The organism is Blastopirellula retiformator (assembly GCF_007859755.1).
Taxonomy (GTDB): Bacteria; Planctomycetota; Planctomycetia; order Pirellulales; family Pirellulaceae; genus Blastopirellula; species Blastopirellula retiformator.
In genome coordinates this window covers 228,808-250,136 of the sequence record NZ_SJPF01000005.1, presented here as the reverse complement: position 1 = coordinate 250,136, position 21,329 = coordinate 228,808, and the positions used below count along the sequence as shown (strand labels likewise).

The window sequence follows — 21,329 nt, the reverse complement described above, 5'->3', positions numbered from 1 at the left end:
CATGCTGGATTACGGCTGCTCGGCACCAAGTGCGGGCGATCGGTCCCGGGGGGGAATCCAGTGCATTCGTTGGCGCAAAATCCGTAGTGATCTTGCGCCCAACAAACGTACTGATTACCTTCCCGAGCCGAAACAAACGCCCAGCGTTCTAGTACGGCTCAATCAGGAAACGGAATTCCATGAGCCGGCACACCGCGAAGTTTTGGGCGATCATTTTGATCGGCGCTTCGGCCCTGACTGGTTGTCACCCGACGCAGCCTTTCTACTTCACCGAGAGAAACGATCTCTCTACCTACCTCGATCATGCGACCGATATCGAATATCCGGACGTGTGTGAGCCGAGTCTGGCTGAGGTGGAGAACGCCGCAGAGCCGTTCACCCTCTCGGATCCCTTCACGCTAGAGAAGGATCAGATCTGGGAACTCTCGCTCGAGGACGCAGTCCAGATGTCGCTGAAGAACAGCAAGGTCCTGCGTACGGCCGGCGGCAACGCGGTCTTCCGGGTCATCCCCGGCACCACGTTGACCAGCCAGGCGATCCCGACCAGTTTGATCACGCGCAACGATGCGATGCCGACGATCTATGATCCGTCGATCGTCGAGACCGATCCGACGCTGGGTGTGGAAGGCGCCCTGTCGGAGTTCGACGCGCAGCTCAACATGACGGCTAACTACCAAAACAACGATCGCCCGCAAAACTTCTCCTCCAACACCCTCTTCCCGTCGGTGTTTGAGCAGAACCTGGGAACCAGCGCCATCGAGTTGACGAAGAAGTCGGCGACCGGCACGACCTGGTTTTTGCGGAACAACTATCAATACGAATGGAACAATCGTAGCCCGCTGACCCGTCCGCTGCCGAGCGACTGGCAAGCCAATATCGAACTCGAAGCTCGTCATCCGTTGCTTCGCGGTAGCGGCGTGCAGGTCAATCGCGTCAACGTGATGCTGGCTCGCGTCCGAGAGGACGTCAGCCTGGCCGACTTCGAGACCAACGTTCGCAACCTGGTCAGCGATGTCGAAGAATCGTACTGGCAGCTCTACTTCTCCTACCACAACCTGGAAGCGGCCAAGACCGGCCGCGACAGCGCCCTGGTCACCTGGCGTCGCATCTTCACCCTGATGCAAAAGGGCGCCGAAGGGGGCGAATCGGAGAAAGAAGCTCAGGCTCGCCAACAGTACTACGAATTCCGGGCTCGCACCCAAGCCGCTCTTCGCGACTTGTACAAAGCCGAAAACCAACTTCGCTACTTCATGGGCATCGCCGCCAACGACGGCCGCCTGATTCGACCTTCGTCGGAACCGAGCGACGCCTGGGTGAAGTTCGACTGGTTCCAGATTCACGAAGAAGCGATCGTCCTGTCGGCCGAACTCCGCCGTCAACGCTGGCGCCTGAAACAGCGTGAGATCGAAATGATCGCCGCTCGTAACCAACTGCTGCCGCAACTCGACGTGGTCGGCCTCTACCGGTTCCTCGGTGTGGGCGACAAGTTGATCTCCGGCAACAGCAACACGCCTGACTTCCCGGCCGTCGGCTCGACCGCCTGGTCGGAACTGACCGGGGGCAACTACCAGGAATGGACCTTGGGCGCCCAATACAGCATGCCGATCGGTTTCCGCCAGGAACTGGCTGGGGTTCGCAACGCTCAGCTCCGCATCGCTCGCGAAAAGGCGGTCCTAGAAGACATGGAACTGGAAGTGTCGCACTTGCTGACCGACGCGGTCCGCGACCTTGACTCGAACTACAACCTGGTTCAATCGAACCTGAACCGCTTGATTGCCGCCGACAAAGAAGTCGACTCGGTGCAAGCCGCCTACGACGCCGGGACGGTCACCTTGGACCTGCTGCTCGAAGCTCAGCGTCGTCGCAGCGAAGCCCAGATCGCTTACTTCCAGTCGCTGGTCGAATACAATATCGCGATCAAAGACGTCCAACTTCGCAAGGGAACGCTGCTGGAGTACAACGGCATCTTCCTGGCGGAAGGCCCGTGGCCTGACAAGGCTTACTTCGACGCCAAGGGTCATGCTCGTCGCCGTGCGGCCAGCCACTACATGAACTACGGCTACACTCGCCCGGCCGTCATCAGCCGCGGCCCGGTTCCGGAAGGGATGTACGGCGGCGAAGAAGGGATCCAGTGGGAAGAAGCCCCGCTCCCCGGCCAACCGTACTTCGAGGAAGTGCCGACTCCGGCTGCCGAGCCGACCCCGGTCATCGGCCCGCTCGACACCCAAGCGATGGCGCCGGCCGCGAAGCGACAGCAAGTCGCCGCCGAGCAGTCGACGATTCGCCCGGTCAGCTTGAAGCCGATCCCGCAGAACGAAACGAAAGTCGCCCGCGTCTCGCATCAGGCTCCGGCCGGCAAGACGCAACCGGTCGCCACGAAGCGGGTCGCCAACAATTCGCAAGCGAAGCTCGATTTTAATAAACTGGGACTGTCGGAAACGATGAAGGACATGAACGTTCGATCGACGCCGACCGCCACCAAGACGAGCACCTCCGCCAATCATGAACCTGTCGCGAATCCAACGCCTGCTGCAACTTCTCGGGCTGCTACAAAGTGGACGTCCCCAAAACGTTGATTCGTTAGCGATCGAATGTGGCGTCAGCCGCCGGACGATCTTCCGAGATTTGGATACTTTGCGAGGGGCCAGCGTGCCCCTCGCATTCGATTCTGAGACGCAGCGGTATCACATTCCTGATACCTACTTCTTAAGCCCGACCAACCTGAACGCGGAAGAGGCGCTCTCTGTGATGGTCCTCTGCAGCGAACTGGGAGACGGCGCCGGCTTGCCGTATTACTCCAGCGCCCGCAAAGCGGCGACCAAGCTAGAGAACAGCTTGCCCGCCCGGTTGAAGACGCGGCTGCGCCGCGTCTCTGGCGCCGTCGAGATCAAGCTCAACCATTCTCCGCAGCCGGAAGAGGCGGAAGAAGTTTACCAGCAACTGGTCGACGCGGTCGGCCATCGCCGCTCGGTGCGGATCCGCTACAAGAGTTTATTTGACGACGGCGAGATCGGCACCAAGCTTTCGCCGTACAAGCTTCTCTTCAGTCGCCACAGCTGGTACGTGATCGGCCGCTCGTCGCTCCATCGCTCGACGCGGACCTTCAAAGTGGGCCGGATTCAGTCGCTGGAGACGCTGGAAGATGAGTTCAAAATCCCCAGCGGATTTCGAGTCGAGCGATATCTCCGCAGCGCCTGGCATATGATCCCGGAAGAGGGCCCCGACCAGGAGGTGGTCGTTCGCTTTCATAAACTGGTCGCCTCGAACGTCGCCGAAGTGCAGTGGCACAAAACGCAACAGGTGAGTTGGAACGACGACGGCTCGATCGACTTTCGCGTTACCGTCTCCGGCTTGCGAGAAATGTCGTGGTGGATCTTGGGATACGGAGAACAAGCGACCGTCCTCTCGCCCCCGGAGATGCAACAAATTGTCGTCGGACACGCGAAGGCGATCGTCAATAAATACCCCATCGCGGGCGAAGCTTAACAACGCCGATTTGCCTCCAATCGACCGGCTATACGATTCCCCCCTTCCCGCGTAAAATAGGCGCGTTTCTGTCGCGCCAGGTGAGCCACTTATGTTTTTCGTATTCGACGGACTGGATGGAGTCGGCAAGTCGACGCAGCAAACGCTGCTCACGGCCTGGCTAGAGATGCAAGGCGTCAAGATCGTCGCGTGTCGCGATCCCGGCAGCACGGCGTTGGGCGAGCGTCTGCGAACGGTATTGCTCAGCAAGAGCGACCTCGATATCGCGCCGATCAGCGAAATGCTGATGTACATGACCGCTCGCTCGCAGCTAGTGGCCGAAAAAATTCGCCCCGCGGTCGAGTCAGGCGCCACCGTCATCTGCGATCGCTATCTGATCGCCAATATCGCCTATCAAGGTTATGGCGCTGGCGTCGACGTCGAAACAATTCGCAGCGTCGGCATGGCCGCTACCGGCGGCTTGATGCCCGACGCAACGTTCCTGCTCGACATCCCGACCAAGGTCGCCCTCTCGCGGCTGGATCGCACGCTCGATCGCGTCGAGAGCCGTGGCGGGGAATACTTCGATCGCGTCCGCGAAGCTTTTCTGACCGAAGCGAAGAAGTTCGACAACGTGCATGTGATCGACGCTAGCCAATCGGTCGAGGAGATCCAGTCCGAGATTCGCAGCATCGCCCTGGCGGTGATGGAGCAGCAAGCCTAGCGATGAGTTGGGACCAAATCCAAGGTCACGATGCCGTCCTGGAGAAGTTTCGTACAGCGGTCGCGCGCGAGCGTCTCGCCAGTACGTTTCTCTTTGTCGGACCGCCGGCGGTCGGCAAGCGAAAATTCGCCCTGAAGCTGGCCGAAGCGCTCCTCTGCGAACGAAACGGCGCCACCAGTCTCGATCCTTGCGGTCAGTGCGAAAGCTGCGTGCAGGTCCGGGCTCACTCGCACCCCGATCTGATCCTGGTCGAGCGTCCTGCCAACCGCACCCGCATCCCGGTCGAACTGCTGATCGGCGAAGGCCAAAACCGGATGCGCGAAGGGCTGTGCCACGACATCACGCTTCGACCTTATCGCGGCGGCCGGAAGGTGGCGATTATCGACGACGCCGACTATCTGAATGTGGAAGGCGCCAACTGTTTGCTGAAGACGCTCGAAGAGCCGCCGCCGAAGTCGGTGATGATCTTGCTTTCGACCAGTTTGCAGCGTCAGTTGCCGACGATTCGCTCGCGTTCACAAATCATCCGCTTCTCTCCCCTGCCCAACGACGTGATCGCAACGTTGTTGGTTGAACAAGGCGCGGTGACCGACCTGGACGAAGCCCGGGTACTCGCGGAACTGGGACATGGCAGTCTTGAGCGGGCGATGCAGGTCGCCGATCCAGAACTGCGAGAGTTTCGCGCCGCCTTTCTGCCGCGGTTGGCCGTGCCTGACTTCCCCAGCGTGATGCTGGCGAAGGAAACGGCCGAGTTTGTCGACCGAGCGGGCAAAGAGGCGCCCCCAAGGCGTGCTCGGCTGATTCTAGTGATGCAGTTTGCCGCCGAGTTCTACGAGCAACTGATGCGGGCCCTCTGCGGTCGCCCGATCGCGGGGGACGACGTCCTGCAGAAGCAGGTTGAGCGGGCCGTCGGCCGATTTACCGCCGGACCTGACGCCGCAGCCGCCTGCTTGGCCCGCTGCGTCGAAGCGGAACAGGAAGTTGAATCGAACGCCAACCTGGCGACGTTGGTCGACGCTTGGCTCGACGACCTGGCCGCGGCTGGGCGGTTAGGTTATGTGCCAGCGGCGCCGTAGGCTATAGTGGAAATAGTCGCATTTCTGTTGCGACCCCCTGCCCCACTATTCCCACCGCACGCCATGAAGTTGTTTCGTCTTGCTGTCGTTCTTGGCTTCCTCGCCCTGGCAAATATCGCCCCAGCGGCCGATTGGCATGTCGCCCCGGATGGAGACGACGCCAATGCCGGCACGCTCGAAGCGCCGCTGGCGACGGTAATGAAGGGACAAGAGCTTGCCGCGGCAGGCGATACGGTCTACATCCGCGGCGGCACGTACAACAATTTCGCCGAACCACTGCGGGTTCGCTGGTACAACGTCGCCAATCATCTGCACAAGAGCGACATCAGCTACGTCGCCTACGAGGGCGAAACGCCGGTCTTCGATTTCTCCGCCGTCCCGACTAATCGCCGCGTTACCGGATTCTTGGTGACCGGAACCAATATCACGCTCAAAGGGATCCACGTTACCGGCACGCCGGTGGGCGAGCAAAAACAATCGGAATGTTTCCGCATCGCAGGCTCCCGCGCGGTCGCTCATTTATATGACTGCGTCGCGAGCGGAAACGCAGCAATCGGTTTTTATTGGACCGAAAAAAGCCGTGGATCGGCAACCCGGTGCGACGCCTACGATAACGTCAGCCGCCACCCGAACTCGATCGGCAACATCGATGGCTTCGGCGCCCATGGCAATGGCGTCCAGTTCTACTACTGCCGCGCTTGGAACAACAGTGACGATGGCTTTGATGCGATTTTTTCGCCCGGCGCCAACTTGTTCGATCACTGCTGGGCGTTCAATCATCGAGCTGGCGGAGACAGTAACGGCTTTAAAATCGGAGGCTTTGGAGCGGACCCGAAAACAAAAACACCCGAGCCGCTGCCGGTTCATGAAGTCCGCTATTGCATCGCTGCCTTCAATGGCGCCAAGGGCTTCTACGCCAATCACCATCCCGGCCAAGCCGCCATTTGGACGCGCAATTCCGCCTATCGCAACGGTGGGGGGAATTTCAATATGCTGGAGCGTCGCCCGGACATGAGCGAAGACATCCCCGGCGACAAGGAAGTGCTGCACGGCAATCTGGCCTACCGCGGTTCAGTCACAAAAGCGTATGCCGTTCCGCCCGAGAACGAGACCGATAACTCTTGGACTCGCCCAGGCGTGACGGTCAACGAGAATGACTTCGTCAGCCTCGACTGGAAAGAACTGATGCGCCCGCGCACGACGGAAGGCGACCTGCCGCAGATCGACTTCATGCGGCTGAAGCCCGATAGTGATCTGCAGGGATTGGGGGCGTTTGAGTAGGGATTTCTAAGCTGGAATCGCAGCGAGATTTCGAGCCGCTTCTTTGACTTCCGGCGCTAAATCGATTTGCTCGAATAGCGATTCGTCGAACTTCATCTTGGCGGCGCCAAGTGATGCGCCCAAAATCTGCCCTGCCATCGAGCCAATCGTATCGGTATCTCCGCCCACCCCAGTGACAAAGCCCATCAGGGAAGCGACGTCGCGATGTCCTTCGATCGCGTGAAGTATCGCAAGCGGCACCGAGGCGGCGACATGGCCTGACGTTCCGAATTTCTTGGCTGCTTGAAAAAGCGTGAGTTTTTCGGTTAAGGCAGACTCCAGCCGATCGCGCGTCAGCGAGTCTGGCAGCAAGTTGACGAGGCGCGGCAGCAATTCTTGTTGGAGCACTGCTCCTTCCGCCGCCATGCGGACGGCGGTGACAATCGCCAACGCGCCGCAGTACGCTTCCTCGTTACGGTGCGTGATCCGGCAAAGGTCATGCAGCGTTCGCCGATCGATGTCGTCGGTCGGATCTAAAAAGAACGCCAGCGGCGCGACCCGCATGGCAGCGCCGTTGCCGGCCGAGCGTTCGCCGCTTGCGCCAGCCAATGCCCAATGTGCGCCCGCCGCTAATTCCGTGATCGCCTTCAGCGTGCTGGCGCCGATTCCCGAGATTCGTCGTTCGCGGAACCAAACGACGAATCTTTGAGCGATCGCCTCGGCATCGATGCGCCCCGCTAGCGCGATCCCCTCGCAGGTCGCCAATGTCAGTTGCGTATCGTCCGTGACGTAGAGCGAGTCTTCACAGCCAAGAGGAAACGGCACTCCTCGAGAAACCGTCGGCTGATTTTCAAAAGCCGCTCCCAGCGCGTCGCCAATCGCCCCGCCCATCAGGCAACCCAAGATTCGATCGGCACGCGTTTTCTGGTCCATAATCGAATCTCGTAGCGCGAATGACTTACGGCGCCGGATGCAAACCTAGCAATTCCCGCGGGCGAATCCGCAGTTTCGCCTCTTCCAGCGTCGACAAGAACGCCGCCAGATCGGCCAAATCTTGCCGATTTAGGCCCAGCTCGACTTTATTCCCCTTGCAACGTCAGCACCAGCCGCCGGCCTCCCCCATGATTGCGGTGCTCGCAAAGATAGATTCCCTGCCAGGTTCCTAGCGCCAGCCGACCGCCGCTAACCGGGATCGAGACGCTACTGCCCAGCATCGCCGCTTTGATATGGGCCGGCATGTCGTCAGGCCCTTCCATCGTGTGAACATAGGGAAAGCTCTCGGGGACAATCTTGGAGAAGGCCATCTCCAGATCGACCCGGACATCGGGATCGGCGTTTTCGTTGATCGACAGCGAGGCCGACGTGTGCTGGATAAAGACGTGCAGCAGTCCCACCTTCAGCGAACGGAGCTGTGGCAGGGCTTCGGTGACGTGGCGCGTGACGAGATGAAAACCGCGCGGCATCGCCGGCAGCGTAATTGTCCGTTGAGTCCAAGGCATTGGGTCGATCCTAAGGGTCATAAATCAAGTTTTTTTGCTAGCTTCGTTGGGCGCCGGCATCGCTTGCGGATCTTTTGAAGAGCGCCTGATCGATAGATTTCCCGCAAGCGAAAATCCGCCAGTAGGTGAGTTTTATTTCCGTAAAGACGGCGTGAAGGGAATGCCAATGGTCGTCTCCGACACAAGGGGGGCATCTCGGGTTGTTGGTTCTGCGCGTGAAACGGAAGTGTTTGAAAAGTCAAAACTTAGGTGCGAATCTGCGGGTAGCCGAGCCTTCCACAAATTCTATTGACACTGCCCCGTGTGCGTAAATAATGTAACGCTCCTTCGAGGCGTCCCTGGCGCCAATCGCCTACTCACGGAAGTGCTCTCAGGTGACGAAGTAGTACGCCGTTCAAGTGAGATGGCGTATTTTCTGCGGAATCGCTCGACCGGATATGAAGCGAACGCCGCGAATTGCCGAGTTAGTGATAAGTTGCGTTCGCCGTGCGCGCAAACGCCGCTCGCCTTTAGATGTGAGGAAGGCGAGGCCCCATGCCGTTTGGAGGAAGAGTTAGTTCGATGCAGAAAATTCGTAACGTTTTCGACGCGATCCTGAAGTATGGCCACGACGAAGATTTCGTCCCGGACGCTTCGGAAGATTTCTCGGCGACCACCGCCCCGGCCGGATCGGCTGAAAAGATTGAGATCTTGCGCCGTCGCGTTGAGCTTGGCCTGCCGCTGTGGCACCAAGATGATCGCTGTGATTACTCTGGTTTGACCGGAGCGATTCGCCCCCGCGAGTAAATGCGGGCAGAGCGAACAACCTGTAACGTAGGGGCGCCAGAATTTGTCGGCGCCCTTTCTTTTTGCGCGGTTCGAAACGACGCGCGCCGTCTTAACCGCAAGCTGGCTTTCGCCGCGCTGCCCCCTGCCTACCACTGCTGGGCGAGACTCCGTTGCCAGTCATCGCCAGCGTGCCTCTTATGGACCTGACGAGTCAAATACGACTCGTCGGATCATTGAACGCCATCGGCGATTACTACGCCGCTTCCTGGGCCGCCGGAGCGGCCGATTCCGAGTCTTGCTCGTGCAGTTCCAATTCGTCCCGCAGCACCAGCACATTCGGCGGAGCTTCGATCCCTAGGCGGACTTTGTCTCCCGCCACTTTTACTACGGTGATAACGATCGAGTCGCCAAGCTTAAGTCGTTCGCCTTCCTTGCGCGAAAGTACCAACATTATCGAGAGCCTTCTTAGGTGTCAGGTGATTATGTGATCAGATGTATAGTTTGAGAACTTTTTGGCGACTGTCAAGCAATTCCATTTGCGTTGACTTTACGCCCTGGTTTTTAAGCAGCATTCTGAAGCGCGGGCGCCGCCGTCAGTTGGGTTCTTAGGAATCGCTCGCCGCTAGCCCCATAGAACAAGATCGAGTTCGTCTCGGTTTCCCAAATGGCCGTGCATTTGACGCTTCGCGGTCCATGCAAGCAGAAATAGATTCCGCAAGGATCGCCAGAGCGGACGAGCACGCGTTCGGTCATCGGGAAAACGCCGGGTTCTAAATGTTCCTGTTGGCAAAGCATTTCATAGACGTACTGACGGAGCTGTTCCAAACGCGTAAAACACGGGAACGAATTACTCATAGGGTATGTCAACTCCTAGCGAGGTCACCGCCGCGCAAATACGCAGACTGCGATGACCGGGATGATTGAGAGGCTTGGTCGTACAGGTAACTATCGGCAGACTAGGAGGTGATTTTTTACGAGTAAGACTGGGTAGTTTGCATGTTTTTTGATGTTCTTCCGCGCAAGCAAAAGCTCTACGAGATCTCTCCCGTAGAGCTTGAGCGTCAGTTCGATTTTATAAGCAGTTTTCGCTACTTTTTCGTCGCTTGATAGCTCTCAAAAGCGCCAGCAACGTCAGCGTCTTTCTCATCGCCACGGTGCAACAGGACCCGATACGAGAAGGTGATCGACTCGCCCGGCGACAGGGTATACGAGCCGTCGAGCGACTTGTCCCCTTCGAAGTCGTGGACGCCAAACGGGTTGGCGGCGAACAAACCGTAGGTCCGCACGTGCCAATAAGTCGGCGCCCGGAAACTGCTCGGATGTTCGAGAATCGCTACGCCGCCGGTCTTGTCGCCAACCGGTCCATGATAGTCGACCCAGGGAGCTTGCTTGCCCCACGCTTTCAGGTCTTTATCGCCTTGGCTGTTGACGATCTCGCCTCCCTTTTTCGATTCGATCTTCATCGTGCCGGCGACGCGAATGCCGAACGAGCCTTCCTTGGTGTCGCCAAACTTGACCGGAGCGTCGGTCGCCGTCAGGGTAACGTCAAGATCGATATAACGAGCGTCGCCCAAGACGCCAAACTTGTAGGTTCGCTCGTCCTTCAAGATCTTCTTGCCGTGGCGGTCGACCCAGACGCTATCAGCGACGATTTCTCCTTCTTCGCCCCCGGCCAGCTTCTTGAACGACTGGTGCTCAATCGTCCCGAGCTTGTCGCCAGCCTCGGCCCAGAAATCGGAGTCGTTCACCTCGCCATGGGTAAACCAGAACGAACGATGGTGGATATGGTCGCTCTTTTCGTCCGGCCCCGCCTCGGTCATCGGGTAGTTGCGGGTCATCGCCATCTCGGCCGGGCCGATGATTGGGTACAAGATCGGCTTAGCGCCTGATTTCTTTAGATAGCGGGTAAACAGTGCGCCGTCGATTTTGACGTCGGCGCCATCCGGCGTTTCGGTAACCGTGATGTCGGCCGCAGAGACGGAATACGAGCAAAGTGTCGCAGCTAGCAAGGCCAGCGCAGAGAGACAACGGGGCATGGCGGGCAATTCCTAGGAAGGCGGGATAGCAACTAACTGCCGTCTATCCTAACCGCTCGCCAGTCGCCACGCTACTTTGCCTGGTCGGCGATCCACTGCTCTGGAGCGACTTTCTGGAACTGGGCCTGCTGAGCCCGTAACCGCTGGACCGTCACCAGGTCGTTTTGGCTGAGATTCCAGCGGTAAGCGTGTTCGCTGCGGACCGTCTGGTTCTTTCCCGGGTTCGCATTGCGAATGACGCGGCGAATTTCGACCGGCAAGACGTTGTGCTCACTGAAAAAGCCGTTGATCTCTTTCCGGGCTTGCGACGGCAGGCCCGCCGAACAGGTAAAGTTGACGTCGGCCGACCAATCGCAGAATCGGGCATAGTCTTGCACGATTCGCTTATCTTCAATCGGCTGCGTCGTCAGGTCGTAGCTGACCGGGTTTCCCGTGAAGACGGCCCGATTGTTCTGCGGTTCGACCTGGCGCTGGAAGCTCGGTTTGCTGGAGAACTGCAGAAGCGGCGTGTTGAAATCGGCGTTGGTCCGCATAAAGGTCGACAGCTCGATGATCTTGCGAATATCGAGCGAGAGTTGACGCTTACGGACCGGATCGAGCAGCGTCACCAGGTTGGCGTCAAAGTCAATGATCATCGCCTGACCATTGGGGCCCAACGTATAGTCGTAGACCACGTTCTCTTTGAAGATGGTCTGCGTCGCGGCGAACGGCTGCATCTGGTTGTCAACGAAGATCGTATTGGTGACCTGAAAATCGGCCGCGGAAAGCGTGCCGGAGATCAGGATGCAAACGACCACTGCTAGCCAATGACGCAACATAGATCCTTCCTCGGTTGACGGAAGTGCGATTTGCTCGGTCCGGAAATTTCGTGGCGAAGAGTACCGAAACTAAGCGCAGTGCGTCCAGACCGATTCCAGAAACGCAACCGCCAGTTAGCCGCGATAGCAGAGCTATCGCGGCTAACCGATCGCGTCGCGACTCAATCGATCGGCAGCGCCGATCGGTGTTGGCAAGCGTTTGCCGACCATGAAGTGCGCGACGATCGCTTCCGCCTGGTCGAAGTCAATCAATCCGCCTGGCGAGACAAAGATCGGACGCTTCGTCTTGCGGGTCGGCAAAATCGCTGCGCCCAACTTCGAGGTTCCCGCATCGCCGGAGATCGTCAAGTCGCAAAAGTGGTCGGCCGAGAGATCGCTGGCCGCATACGATCCGCACAGATGCTTCTTGGTAACGCCGATCGTCGGCATCCCGGTCAGCGCCGACAACATACTGGCGATGCCAGCGCGGCGGGGGTGCAACACGCCGCTGCCGTCTACTAGCAACACGTCGGCTAGTCGGTTGGCCCGCTGCGCTATCGCCAGCACCGACAAGTGGAACGCCAATTCGCGATACGAAAGGTAAGACGTAATATAAGGAAAGCGAACCGGCAGCCGATTCGTCTGCGACCAAACCAACTCGCGCGTCGTATAGTCGAATACGACGTAAGCGACGACGCCCTCTTCGCCGTCGTACGAAACGTCGAGTCCAGCGATCAGCGCTGGCTCGTCAGGCAACTCGCTCAACCGATTCTTGGCGGCCAACGCTTGTTGCCAATCGCGGAGGTCAACCAACGGCGCTGCCCCAGAAAAATCGCAGAATTCATATTTGGCCAGGTTCACGTTGTCGCCGTCGACAGCGACTCCCTCCGACTGGAGCAATCGCGCCTTGTCGGCCGGTTCGCCGGTGTGATAGAGACCTAACTTGCCGCCGGCTCGGACGACGCGATGGGCGCCTTCCAACTGCGCCGCAGGGCCATGCAGCAATTGCTCGCCAATCCAGCGGCTGGCTAGTCGATCCCCCATCGAAACGGCGATTTGCCCGTATTTCGCCACTTTTCCGTGTGGGATTTGGGCGATTCGCTCCTCCAAATGCTGTCGCATGTCAGGAAGTCGAGCTAGAAACTCCCTTTCGAGCGTCGAAAAGTCAGGCATGGCTTGTTACCAAACGGCGGATTTCGATAATCTGAGGAGAGACTTTTCTACATGCACTGCCAGCTAAGCCAGGAGAAATCCGCGTGTCGCAACTGAAGCGAATCCTTGTGACCGGAGGCGCCGGGTTTCTCGGGTCCCACCTCTGCGAGCGTCTTGTCGATGCGGGACACGACGTTATCTGTCTCGACAACTTCTTTACTAGTCAGAAGGCGAACATCGAGCGGCTCCTCGACTTTCACAACTTCGAGTTCATCCGGCACGATATCACGATGCCGATCTGGTTGGAAGTTGACGAGATTTACAACCTGGCTTGTCCCGCCGCGCCGGGCCACTACCAATACAACCCCATTAAGACGACCAAGACGTCGGTGATGGGGGCGATCAATGTACTGGGGATGGCGAAACGCTGCCGGGCGCGGGTGCTGCAAGCGTCGACCAGCGAAGTCTATGGCGATCCGGTCGTCCATCCGCAGACCGAGGACTATCGCGGCAACGTCAATCCGATCGGACCGCGGGCCTGCTATGACGAAGGCAAGCGGGTCGCCGAGACGCTGTTCATGGACTATCACCGCTCGAACAAGGTCGATATCAAGATCGTCCGGATCTTCAATACGTACGGACCGCGAATGCATCCGTACGATGGCCGCGTGGTGTCCAACTTCATCCGCCAGGCGATCGCCGGCGAACCGATTACACTGTACGGCGACGGCAGCCAGACCCGCTCGTTCTGCTATCGCGACGATCTCGTCGAGGCGATGATTCGGATGATGAACAGCGAACCGGAATTCATCGGACCGGTCAACATTGGCAATCCGCATGAGTTCACCATTCGCCAGTTAGCCGAATTGGTAGTGAAGCATACCGGCGCCAAGTCGACGTTCATCAATAAGCCGTTGCCCGAAGATGATCCGCTGCAGCGTCAGCCCAACATCAGCCTGGCCAAAGCGAAGCTTGGCTGGGAGCCCAAAGTCGAATTAGAAGAAGGGCTGAAGGCGACGATCGACTATTTCCGCAACATCGACATGTCGCACTATCGTCCGCCCACGCCGAATCACGACTAACGCTAAACGGCCGCGACTAGGCGTCGGCCGGCTCGGGATTGAGATAGTACGAAACGATCAGGTAGATGCCGACGCCGACAGCGGCCCCGCCGCAGTCGGTCATCCAGTCGAGACCATCGCAACTTCGGCCCGGCACAAACGTCTGGGTCGCTTCGTCCAACAAACCGTACGCCGCGAGAATCGGCCAGACCAGTAACGGGGCGAACTTGTTGATTCGCCCCGCAATCGCCGACAGGACGAGCCCGAGCACCAGAAACATCAGAAAATGCACAACCTTATCCCAGTGCCCCCAACCTTGGGCTAACGCTGGTAGTCGGTCACCGGGCCAATGGGTCGCGACGAATGCAGAAAGCCAGAGCACTCCGGCCAGGATGTACCAACGGGCGGCGATCAGGCGATTCATGCAGTTAACAAACGAAGTGTGAAGAAAAATGACTCGGCCAAACGGACGCCTATCTAGTCCGCCGGCGAGCCACCATTGTAGTCCAAACTCGTGGAGCGAAAGCAGACGTGGCGATTCTAATCACCGGCGGAGCTGGATTTATCGGCAGTCATTTGATCGAACGCTTGCTCGCCCATTCGAGCGACGATCTGATCAGCATTGACAATTTTAATGACTATTATGATCCCGCGCTCAAGCGGGCCAACGCGGCCCGGTTCATGGATGAGCCCCGCGTGACGCAAATCGAGGCCGACTTTTGCGACGTGGCTGCGGTCGAGGAGCTCTTCACCACGCACCAAATTGATTCGGTCGTTCATCTGGGCGCCTACGCGGGAGTGCGGGTCAGCGTCGCCGAACCGCACGTTTATCAACAAACCAATGTGGGTGGAACCCTCAATCTGCTGGAAGCGGTCCGCCGCCACCCAGTGAAGCGGTTCCTGCTCGCCTCCAGCTCGACCGTCTATGGCCGGGGCGCTGCGATCCCCTTTCAGGAAGACGCGCATCATGGCGTACCGGCCAGTCCGTATGGCGCGACCAAGCGAGCCGCAGAACTGCTTGGTTTGTGTTACGCCGAACTGCACGATACGCCGGTCGTTTGCCTCCGGCCGTTCAGCGTGTATGGTCCGCGACTGCGGCCTGATCTGGCGCTGACGATCTTCGCCAAGGCGATCCATACCGGCGCCACGATTCCGCTGTTTGGCGACGGCTCGATCCGCCGCGACTTCACCCATGTTAGCGATATCTGCGACGGGCTGATCTCGGCTCTCTCCGCCGAAAATGTCATCGGCGAAACGATCAACCTGGGGCACAGCGACCCGATCGAAATGCGGGGCCTGATCGCACTGTTGGAAGAAGCGTTCGGCAAGAAGGCGAACATCCAGAAACTGCCAAAGCGTCCCGAAGACCTGCCGGTCACGTTCGCCAATCTCGACAAGGCGAAACGCCTGCTCAACTATCACCCGCAGGTGCCGATCGAAGCTGGGATTCGGGAATATGTCGAGTGGTTCAAGTCGTGGTATGACTAACTGCCTGTTGAAAAATGCCCTCGTGGCATTTTTCAACCTCGCTAGGCTCAGAGCGTAGCTCTTCGCAGCTCGCAAAATAACGACTTACGTCGCTATTTTGGGATCGCATCCATGCGATCACGCAGTCCGTCGAGAAAATCAACGGACTGCCAAGTACGGAAGCCGGAACCCCTGTGTGAAAAAAATTCGCAGTCGACCTGAGACCTCTATGCGCGCATCTTTTTTCTAAAAACATCTGCAATTTTTACTCATTTTCGCTCGGTTTGCACTTGCAAACTTGGATGCGTCCAACGATAACCTAGACTTAAGTAAAACCAAATCGCCTCTAAAACCAGTTCTGTGGACACATGCCCTCCCTAGATACCCCTCCTCCTGGGAAAAGGCCATCCCCTTCTAAGTGGTCGTTTGGTTTGCATTTCCCATCCATGCCTATCTATTTATCCAGGAGTCCCACCCATGCATAAGCCCCCGTCAGTTGGTTCTACGCGGCGTCATGCGTTTACGTTGGTCGAACTTCTCGTGGTCATCGCGATCATAGGCGTTTTGATCGCGCTTTTGCTTCCGGCGGTTCAACAAGCGCGCGAAGCTGCTCGTCGCATGCAGTGCACCAATAACCTGAAGCAATTGGGACTCTCGCTGCACAATCACCACGACACCTTCCTGCACATGCCGGTGCTACGCAACATTGGCGGTGGCAATCATGATCGTCGCTCTGGCTTCATTTCTCTGTTGCCGTTCCTGGAACAGAACAACACCTACGAGCAAATCCAAAATGATCTAGGCACGTCGCCCTGGACTGGCACGACTTATTGGCAGCAATTTACTTTTGCGGGATTCCAGTGCCCATCATCGCCGCCGCCGGCGACTTTCAATAACAGCCAGAAAGGGTGGCGGAATTACCACATGTGCCTGGGCGATCGACTCCGTGACCGAGACGGCGAAATGGAAAGCACTCGCGGTATGTTCCAAAAGGGAAGCGGCAGCACGACCGAGGCCCCCAAGAACAAGATGCGTTTCGCCTCGGTCACCGATGGCCTGTCGAACACGATCGCGTTTTCCGAGCGGATCTCGATGGCGTCCAATGGTCGACCCAATCAAGGCGCCTTTGCCCAAGTCACGCTCGCTGCCGACAGCTCTCCGTCGGATTGCACCGCAGCACTTACCGGAACCTGGATGGGGCAGATCGAGGATTCGCGCTGGAACGACGGACGATCACCCTATTCAGGCTTCTTTGCCGCGGCGCCTCCCAACAGCGTCAGTTGCACGGGCGATGGCAACAGCGGAAACGTCCATGATGGAAGCTATGCACTGCCTGGCGCCAGCAGCCTGCACCCGGGCGGCGTTCTGACGAGCCTGGGAGATGGTTCGGTTCGCTTTGTCGCGGAGACCGTCGACACCGGCAACCAGGGAGCTGCCTTCAATTTCACCGGCGGAGCTTCCCCCTATGGCGTTTGGGGAGCGATGGGAAGTCGCAATGGCGGCGAAGCAATTAGCCAATAGCAAGTCCAAGCGGCTATGTTCTTTTGCGAACGTCCGACCGCAACTGGTCGGACGTTTTTCGTTCCGCGATTTCACCGACGAGAGGAGAGCGCGATGTTGAAGAGCATTGTGTGGTTCCATGTGGCGGCTGTTTGCCTGTTTGCAATCGGATGTAGCGGGGGCAACCAGAATCCACCCACGGCCCCTGTGACGGGCAAGGTTACGTACAAAGGCCAAGCTGTCGAGGGAGCGGCAGTCAAGTTTGTGCCGAACAACTCCGAAGCGAAAGTCGCCAACGCCACCACCGGCGCCGATGGGACGTACGCCATGTCAACGTTTGAATCGAGCGACGGCGCCATGGCAGGCAGCTACAAAGTCTCGGTGCGGAAGCTCGTCAGCGTTCAACAAGGGATCCAAAAGGATGGCGAGCATGCCGGCGAACCAGCTTACGTTAACCGAGACATGTTGCCCAACAAATACAAATCGGCTGACAACACGCCGCTCGAGTTTGAAGTGATCGCGGACAAAGACAACAGCTTCGATATTGATCTGGTGGATTAGAGGGTTACCGGATCGATCACCTCGAGCGACTCTAAACCCGCCGCCACTCTTGAACGGTCTTCTCACCAACAGGGTGAGATTTGGCATTCGCCGGGCCGCCGGTTATTCTGATAGCCGGTCCTATTCCCACTTCGCTACCTGGCTCAAGGCGCTTCGATGATGGCTCGCTTGCTTTCGCTGCTGGTTTTCAGCCTCCTGATTCCGCTGACTTTCGGCAGTTCGCTCGCCGCCGAAGAACCGGCTTGGAAATCGCTGTTTGACGGGAAGAACCTGGGAGACTGGAAGCCGGTCAACTTTGGCGGCGAAGGAGAGGTCACCATCGAGGATGGCGCGATCGTGATGGCGCAAGGGGTCGCGTTGACTGGCGTCACCTATCAGAAGAAACCGCCGAAGACCAACTACGAGATCCGGTTCGAAGCAAAGCGATTGGTAGGGATCGACTTCTTCGCGGGCATTACCTTCCCGGTTGGCGATTCGTTTTGCAGTTGGATCAACGCCGGTTGGGGCGGCGCCGTCGTCGGCTTGTCGAGCATCGATGGCGAAGACGCGGCGAACAACGAAACGACCAAGTACATCGCCTTTGACGACGATCGCTGGTACCGCTTTCGGTTGAAGGTGACGCCGGAGAAGATTCACGCCTGGATCGACGACAAGCTGACGATCGATCAGAACATCAAAGGCCGCAAGATCACGACTCGCGGCGAAGTGACCGACTCGCAGCCGCTTGGCTTTTCGGCCTGGCAATCAACCGCCGCGATTCGCAAGATTGAGATTCGCGAGTTGCCGAAGAAGGCGGAATAGTTTTCGCCGTCTTCAGCATCGTCACCTTAGCAGTCCGTTGATTTTCTCGACGCACTGCGTGATCGCATGGATGCGATCTCAAAATAGCGACGTAAGTCGTTATTTTGCGAGCCGCGAAGAGCTACGCTCTGAGCCTGGCGAGGTTGGAAAATGCCACGATGGCATTTTTCAACAGGCAGTTAGGATTGCCGACTAGTTCTTGTAGTCCGCATCGTTCAAGACATAGGTCAGCGGGCCGCTGCCCCCATCACGAACCTTGGTGCCGTCGGTAACCAGCAACTGGGCGTAGACCGCATAACCAATCTTTTCCGAGATACGCGTCACCGATCCATCCGCCATCGCGGCGATCACGACGCCTGAGTGTTCCGACGAAGGTCGAGGCGCCGTGCCGCGAGCTTCGTCATACTTCAAGCCGTTGATCGGCATCCACGAAGTCGGACCTGGCGTAGCGACCGAGCCGCCGCTGGTAAACCAGCTCATCACGACGCCGGTCTTGCGTCCGTAGGTGGCGGGATCAACGCCGCCAGCTTGCAGCGCGGTCGTCGTCTCATTCCAGTTGGAGGCCTGCAGATTTTCGGATAGCAACATTGTGGTGCTCAAACCATCTTTGATCGTCGCATCCGAAACTTGCGGCTTATTGCCCAGGTAGCTGCCACGATAAATGAAGATGCCGTTCTCGGTGTTTTCGGGAACGTAGCTGTTGGAAGGATTGACCGAGAGCCCTTCGCTCGCCAAACCGCCGTTGCCGCAATATGAGTTGAATGGGCCGAGCCAGTCCTCGCGATTGCTCGGGCAGATCAGCAGGTCAAGCTGCGGCAGCAAAGGACTGCCGGCGGCCGGAGTCGCCGAGACGCTTTTCCAATTTGATGCGAGGGCCGGTTGTTCGATGTACGGAAAAATGGACTGAATCCAGGTGATGTCGACCGCGCCCAGCTGCGCTTCGACATAGCCGGGATATCGCTTCTTGTTGTCGACATGCATCGCCACGCCCAGAGCGAGCTGGCGTTGATTATTCATACAAGTCGCTTGTCGCGCGGTTTCTCGCGCGTAGTTGACCGCCGGCAATAGCAATCCTGCCAAGACGCCAATGATGGCGATAACGACCAATAATTCAACGAGCGTAAAACCGCGACGAGCCAGAGACATTCGCTTCGCTCCGTGATAAGCGTGAGAAGCCAGGATGAGGGAAAAGGAGAAGGGAAGCTAGCGCGGGAAAAGCCTTGCCAGAATTTCATTTTGTCAAAAGAACGAGCCTAAGTCCAGAGATCGGTTGGCGTTAGCGGGAATTCTTGCTCCCTGAATCCCCCCATGGCAAGGAAAATCTGCCGCAGAAAGCGGTCATTCCTGGCATTGCCTTCAAAATAGGTAAAACCCGCGGGCACAACGCCAGCATCGGGTTAGCCGCGATAGGTTTCCTATCGGGGCCGACGAAGTCGGCAGGAAGCATCAATCGCGGGGGGGAAGAACATGCGCGGCGATCCAATCTCGCACGATCAAGGCGCCACCGGCTTGCTTCTACGCTCGGCCTGATGCCTCCTGCGGCTGCGCCGCCCCGATAGCGGAGCTATCGCGGCTACCCCTCGAAACTTACTTTTTGCCTTCCGCACGACGGGCTCGAAAAAATTCGGTCAATACGGCGCCGCACTGTTGGCTCAGCACGCCGGGAACAACTTCACAGCGATGGTTAAGCCGAGTGTCGCTAAGCAAGCTGTAGAGCGAAGTGACGGCGCCCGCTTTCGGGTCAACCGCCCCAAAGACGACGGTTGGAATCCGGGCCTGGACAATCGCTCCGGCGCACATTGGGCAGGGCTCGAGCGTCACGTAAAGCGTGCAGTTCTCCAGCCGCCAGTTTTGCAGCGATTCGGCCGCCTGGGTGATGGCGATCATCTCGGCATGGGCGGTCGGATCGTGGAGCGTTTCTCGTTGGTTGTAGGCGGCGGCGATCACCTTGTTTTCATGCACAATGATCGCCCCGACCGGCACTTCCTTCTCTCGCGCGGCCTGCTCGGCTAGTTCCAGCGCTTGATGCATGAAGATCTGATGGAACGAGGGGAACTCAAATGGCCGGGGTTCAACAGTATCAATCATGCGCGGCGACAACCTTCAGAAAACGAAAAAAGCGTCCTCCTTGGTGAAAGAGGACGCTTTGCATTGTAGTGCAGATACTGGGAGAGCTGTTACAGGCTCAGGTCAGTGCCCTTAATCGGCGTCGCTTGCCAACTGGGATTCGGCGCGGCGGACGGCGTACCCGGCGTATAGTTGGCCTTGGCGCCATTGGACGACATCAGGCGACCAAGCACGGTACCGTTGATGTTGTCATCCACGAACTTCACCGATCCATCGACGAAACAGACGTTAACTCCATCGAAGTGGTTGCTGGAGGGAAGCGAGTTGGAAGCCGTGACCGGATCACCCAATACGCTGTTAATCGGCGTGTTCGTCGTGGCGAAACTGTCATACCAGAAAACCGCCGCTTCGTAATCATTCGGCGCGCCGCCAGGCGCATTCACTTCGTTCCATTCAATGTCTTGCCCCGTTTGGATGCGTTCCGCCAGCAGTATGGTATTGGTGGAACCATCCTTCATGCGATCAATCAGCGCCGTCAGACTCCCCGGGGTAAGGGCGTTGTCGCTCCACGCACCGTTCGCCTCGATCTCAATCGCATTCGTCGACGAAGTGACCGAGTAGTCATTCTTAATCCCACCGTTCGCAAAATAACCGATCGGGTTCGAGTCGACATCAATAACGTCAACCGGATCGCTCGGGCAGTTCAGGATTGGGAGCACCTGTCCGTTAAGAGCCGCAACAGCCGCTGCTGGGGTACTGGTTCGGTAACCTTCGCTATAGAGATCGGAGAGGTCATTGCGTCCCAACTGGGAAAGAAGCGGAACCGGCCAATTGACAATTGGGGTGGCGTAGGTAGGCGAGCCGCTCGTAGGCACGAACGACATCGCCGACGGCATCCGATGCTTGTCCGAATTGAAGTTCATGACGGCCACGCCGATTTGTTTCAAGTTGTTTTTGCACGAGGCGTTGCGGGCTGCTTCGCGCGCGATCGAAACCGCCGGAAGCAACAAGCCCGCCAAAATGCCGATGATCGTGATCACGACCAGCAATTCAACGAGCGTAAAACCGCGACGAAGCGGAGAAGACATGACGTAA

At 58.1% G+C, this 21,329-nt stretch carries 21 protein-coding genes; 11 read left to right on the top strand and 10 right to left on the bottom strand.

The window, feature by feature from the left end:
- Window positions 1-179 precede the first annotated feature (179 nt).
- From Enr8_RS21185 to Enr8_RS21165, 5 genes are all read left to right on the top strand, one after another.
- Window positions 180-2,576 (top strand): TolC family protein, encoded by a 2,397-nt coding sequence (locus Enr8_RS21185; RefSeq protein ID WP_146435528.1) that lies wholly within the window; start codon window positions 180-182, stop codon window positions 2,574-2,576.
- The gene (locus Enr8_RS21180) at window positions 2,503-3,486 is read left to right on the top strand and encodes a helix-turn-helix transcriptional regulator (RefSeq protein ID WP_146435526.1); all 984 of its coding nucleotides are present in this window, start codon (window positions 2,503-2,505) and stop codon (window positions 3,484-3,486) included. The genes Enr8_RS21185 and Enr8_RS21180 overlap by 74 nt, the downstream gene beginning before the upstream one ends.
- A 91-nt stretch (window positions 3,487-3,577) precedes the next feature.
- Entirely contained in the window at window positions 3,578-4,189 is a 612-nt protein-coding gene (gene tmk / locus Enr8_RS21175; RefSeq protein ID WP_146435524.1) for a dTMP kinase, read from the top strand.
- A 2-nt stretch (window positions 4,190-4,191) separates the two neighbouring features.
- Window positions 4,192-5,265 carry a DNA polymerase III subunit gene (locus Enr8_RS21170; RefSeq protein ID WP_146435522.1) on the top strand — a complete coding sequence of 358 codons (1,074 nt, stop codon included), beginning with the start codon at window positions 4,192-4,194 and terminating at the stop codon, window positions 5,263-5,265.
- 63 nt (window positions 5,266-5,328) lie between these two features.
- The gene (locus tag Enr8_RS21165; RefSeq protein ID WP_146435520.1) at window positions 5,329-6,546 is read left to right on the top strand and encodes a right-handed parallel beta-helix repeat-containing protein; all 1,218 of its coding nucleotides are present in this window, start codon (window positions 5,329-5,331) and stop codon (window positions 6,544-6,546) included.
- A 6-nt stretch (window positions 6,547-6,552) separates the two neighbouring features.
- Here Enr8_RS21165 and Enr8_RS21160 read toward each other — a convergent pair whose 3' ends face one another.
- Window positions 6,553-7,458: an ADP-ribosylglycohydrolase family protein gene (locus Enr8_RS21160; protein WP_146435519.1), complete on the bottom strand. Its 906-nt coding sequence runs from the start codon at window positions 7,456-7,458 to the stop codon at window positions 6,553-6,555.
- Between the two features lie 146 nt (window positions 7,459-7,604).
- Complete coding sequence (locus Enr8_RS21155) at window positions 7,605-8,024, bottom strand: secondary thiamine-phosphate synthase enzyme YjbQ (protein ID WP_146435517.1); 420 nt, start codon at window positions 8,022-8,024, stop codon at window positions 7,605-7,607.
- A 561-nt stretch (window positions 8,025-8,585) separates the two neighbouring features.
- On the opposite strand from Enr8_RS21155, the gene Enr8_RS21150 reads away from it, so the two are divergent.
- Window positions 8,586-8,810: a hypothetical protein gene (locus tag Enr8_RS21150; RefSeq protein WP_146435515.1), complete on the top strand. Its 225-nt coding sequence runs from the start codon at window positions 8,586-8,588 to the stop codon at window positions 8,808-8,810.
- Between the two features lie 235 nt (window positions 8,811-9,045).
- Here Enr8_RS21150 and Enr8_RS21145 read toward each other — a convergent pair whose 3' ends face one another.
- The 4 genes from Enr8_RS21145 to Enr8_RS21125 all read right to left on the bottom strand — a co-directional run bounded on the left by Enr8_RS21145 (window position 9,046) and on the right by Enr8_RS21125 (window position 12,798).
- On the bottom strand, window positions 9,046-9,243 hold the full coding sequence (locus Enr8_RS21145) for a carbon storage regulator (RefSeq protein WP_146435512.1): 198 nt from the start codon (window positions 9,241-9,243) through the stop codon (window positions 9,046-9,048).
- A gap of 637 nt (window positions 9,244-9,880) precedes the next feature.
- A complete protein-coding gene (locus Enr8_RS21135; RefSeq protein ID WP_146435508.1) occupies window positions 9,881-10,828 on the bottom strand; it encodes a DUF6807 domain-containing protein in 948 nt (315 codons plus the stop codon).
- Between the two features lie 71 nt (window positions 10,829-10,899).
- Window positions 10,900-11,646 carry a hypothetical protein gene (locus tag Enr8_RS21130; protein ID WP_146435506.1) on the bottom strand — a complete coding sequence of 249 codons (747 nt, stop codon included), beginning with the start codon at window positions 11,644-11,646 and terminating at the stop codon, window positions 10,900-10,902.
- Between the two features lie 141 nt (window positions 11,647-11,787).
- Window positions 11,788-12,798 carry an endonuclease V gene (locus Enr8_RS21125; protein ID WP_146435504.1) on the bottom strand — a complete coding sequence of 337 codons (1,011 nt, stop codon included), beginning with the start codon at window positions 12,796-12,798 and terminating at the stop codon, window positions 11,788-11,790.
- Window positions 12,799-12,881: 83 nt separating this feature from the next.
- Here Enr8_RS21125 and Enr8_RS21120 point away from each other — a divergent pair, with 83 nt between their 5' ends.
- A complete protein-coding gene (locus Enr8_RS21120; protein ID WP_246120189.1) occupies window positions 12,882-13,859 on the top strand; it encodes a UDP-glucuronic acid decarboxylase family protein in 978 nt (325 codons plus the stop codon).
- Window positions 13,860-13,875: 16 nt separating this feature from the next.
- On the opposite strand, the gene Enr8_RS21115 is transcribed toward Enr8_RS21120, so the two are convergent.
- On the bottom strand, window positions 13,876-14,262 hold the full coding sequence (locus tag Enr8_RS21115) for a VanZ family protein (protein WP_146435500.1): 387 nt from the start codon (window positions 14,260-14,262) through the stop codon (window positions 13,876-13,878).
- A 107-nt stretch (window positions 14,263-14,369) separates the two neighbouring features.
- Between Enr8_RS21115 and Enr8_RS21110 the strand changes: the two genes are divergently transcribed.
- The 4 genes from Enr8_RS21110 (at window position 14,370) to Enr8_RS21095 (ending at window position 18,167) form a co-directional block, all read left to right on the top strand.
- Window positions 14,370-15,326 carry an NAD-dependent epimerase/dehydratase family protein gene (locus Enr8_RS21110; protein WP_186767778.1) on the top strand — a complete coding sequence of 319 codons (957 nt, stop codon included), beginning with the start codon at window positions 14,370-14,372 and terminating at the stop codon, window positions 15,324-15,326.
- A gap of 456 nt (window positions 15,327-15,782) precedes the next feature.
- On the top strand, window positions 15,783-16,826 hold the full coding sequence (locus Enr8_RS21105) for a DUF1559 domain-containing protein (RefSeq protein ID WP_146435496.1): 1,044 nt from the start codon (window positions 15,783-15,785) through the stop codon (window positions 16,824-16,826).
- Between the two features lie 93 nt (window positions 16,827-16,919).
- Window positions 16,920-17,366, top strand: a complete 447-nt coding sequence (locus Enr8_RS21100; protein ID WP_146435494.1) for a carboxypeptidase-like regulatory domain-containing protein — start codon at window positions 16,920-16,922, stop codon at window positions 17,364-17,366.
- A gap of 159 nt (window positions 17,367-17,525) precedes the next feature.
- Window positions 17,526-18,167 carry a 3-keto-disaccharide hydrolase gene (locus Enr8_RS21095; protein WP_246120188.1) on the top strand — a complete coding sequence of 214 codons (642 nt, stop codon included), beginning with the start codon at window positions 17,526-17,528 and terminating at the stop codon, window positions 18,165-18,167.
- Window positions 18,168-18,359: 192 nt separating this feature from the next.
- Here the strand turns inward: Enr8_RS21095 and Enr8_RS21090 are convergent, their stop codons facing one another.
- From Enr8_RS21090 to Enr8_RS21080, 3 genes are all read right to left on the bottom strand, one after another.
- Window positions 18,360-19,313 (bottom strand): DUF1559 family PulG-like putative transporter, encoded by a 954-nt coding sequence (locus Enr8_RS21090; protein ID WP_146435831.1) that lies wholly within the window; start codon window positions 19,311-19,313, stop codon window positions 18,360-18,362.
- Window positions 19,314-19,754: 441 nt separating this feature from the next.
- Window positions 19,755-20,255, bottom strand: a complete 501-nt coding sequence (tadA, locus tag Enr8_RS21085; RefSeq protein ID WP_146435490.1) for a tRNA adenosine(34) deaminase TadA — start codon at window positions 20,253-20,255, stop codon at window positions 19,755-19,757.
- Window positions 20,256-20,344: 89 nt separating this feature from the next.
- Window positions 20,345-21,322, bottom strand: coding sequence for a DUF1559 family PulG-like putative transporter (locus Enr8_RS21080; protein WP_146435829.1), 978 nt, complete (start codon window positions 21,320-21,322; stop codon window positions 20,345-20,347).
- Window positions 21,323-21,329 lie beyond the last annotated feature (7 nt).

Bases quoted from the DNA above. Each gene is read 5' to 3' on its own strand.
- Enr8_RS21185 (WP_146435528.1), top strand. From the start codon at position 180: ATGAGCCGGCACACCGCGAAGTTTTGGGCGATCATTTTGATCGGCGCT.
- Enr8_RS21180 (WP_146435526.1), top strand. From the start codon at position 2,503: ATGAACCTGTCGCGAATCCAACGCCTGCTGCAACTTCTCGGGCTGCTA.
- tmk (WP_146435524.1), top strand. From the start codon at position 3,578: ATGTTTTTCGTATTCGACGGACTGGATGGAGTCGGCAAGTCGACGCAG.
- Enr8_RS21170 (WP_146435522.1), top strand. From the start codon at position 4,192: ATGAGTTGGGACCAAATCCAAGGTCACGATGCCGTCCTGGAGAAGTTT.
- Enr8_RS21165 (WP_146435520.1), top strand. From the start codon at position 5,329: ATGAAGTTGTTTCGTCTTGCTGTCGTTCTTGGCTTCCTCGCCCTGGCA.
- Enr8_RS21160 (WP_146435519.1), bottom strand. From the start codon at position 7,458: ATGGACCAGAAAACGCGTGCCGATCGAATCTTGGGTTGCCTGATGGGC.
- Enr8_RS21155 (WP_146435517.1), bottom strand. From the start codon at position 8,024: ATGCCTTGGACTCAACGGACAATTACGCTGCCGGCGATGCCGCGCGGT.
- Enr8_RS21150 (WP_146435515.1), top strand. From the start codon at position 8,586: ATGCAGAAAATTCGTAACGTTTTCGACGCGATCCTGAAGTATGGCCAC.
- Enr8_RS21145 (WP_146435512.1), bottom strand. From the start codon at position 9,243: ATGTTGGTACTTTCGCGCAAGGAAGGCGAACGACTTAAGCTTGGCGAC.
- Enr8_RS21135 (WP_146435508.1), bottom strand. From the start codon at position 10,828: ATGCCCCGTTGTCTCTCTGCGCTGGCCTTGCTAGCTGCGACACTTTGC.
- Enr8_RS21130 (WP_146435506.1), bottom strand. From the start codon at position 11,646: ATGTTGCGTCATTGGCTAGCAGTGGTCGTTTGCATCCTGATCTCCGGC.
- Enr8_RS21125 (WP_146435504.1), bottom strand. From the start codon at position 12,798: ATGCCTGACTTTTCGACGCTCGAAAGGGAGTTTCTAGCTCGACTTCCT.
- Enr8_RS21115 (WP_146435500.1), bottom strand. From the start codon at position 14,262: ATGAATCGCCTGATCGCCGCCCGTTGGTACATCCTGGCCGGAGTGCTC.
- Enr8_RS21105 (WP_146435496.1), top strand. From the start codon at position 15,783: ATGCATAAGCCCCCGTCAGTTGGTTCTACGCGGCGTCATGCGTTTACG.
- Enr8_RS21100 (WP_146435494.1), top strand. From the start codon at position 16,920: ATGTTGAAGAGCATTGTGTGGTTCCATGTGGCGGCTGTTTGCCTGTTT.
- Enr8_RS21095 (WP_246120188.1), top strand. From the start codon at position 17,526: ATGGCTCGCTTGCTTTCGCTGCTGGTTTTCAGCCTCCTGATTCCGCTG.
- Enr8_RS21090 (WP_146435831.1), bottom strand. From the start codon at position 19,313: ATGTCTCTGGCTCGTCGCGGTTTTACGCTCGTTGAATTATTGGTCGTT.
- tadA (WP_146435490.1), bottom strand. From the start codon at position 20,255: ATGATTGATACTGTTGAACCCCGGCCATTTGAGTTCCCCTCGTTCCAT.
- Enr8_RS21080 (WP_146435829.1), bottom strand. From the start codon at position 21,322: ATGTCTTCTCCGCTTCGTCGCGGTTTTACGCTCGTTGAATTGCTGGTC.